The sequence below is a fragment of the Sulfitobacter sp. HI0129 genome (assembly GCF_001635395.1).
Classification (GTDB): domain Bacteria; phylum Pseudomonadota; class Alphaproteobacteria; order Rhodobacterales; family Rhodobacteraceae; genus Sulfitobacter.
Map to the genome: position 1 here is coordinate 1 of NZ_LWGH01000934.1, position 321 is coordinate 321.

The 321-nt window shown below is 58.3% G+C and carries 1 protein-coding gene; it reads left to right on the top strand.

Annotated elements, in window-relative coordinates; genetic code table 11:
* Positions 1-321 (top strand): ABC transporter substrate-binding protein (locus tag A3764_RS21075; RefSeq protein ID WP_236628282.1); only part of this gene is annotated, 321 nt, incomplete at both ends.

A 321-nucleotide genomic window follows, 5' to 3' on the forward strand; every position in this document is an offset into this window, starting at 1 on the left:
GACCAGCGCCGCTGCCGGCGCAATCGATTCCGTTCTCTATTCCAACGTCTTCGAAGGGCTCACGCGCTTTGCCAGCGATGGCTCCATCGTTCCCGGGCTCGCCGAATCATGGGAAATTTCGGATGACGGGCTGACCTATACCTTCAAGCTGCGCGAAGGGGTCAAATTCCACGACGGCACCACGATGGATGCCGAAGACGTCAAGTTCTCGCTCGACCGGATCAATGCCGAAGACAGCGCCAACGCACAAAAGGCGCTCTATTCCGCGATCTCCGAGGTCAACGTGATCGATCCCACGATGGTGGAGATCAAGCTGAGCGA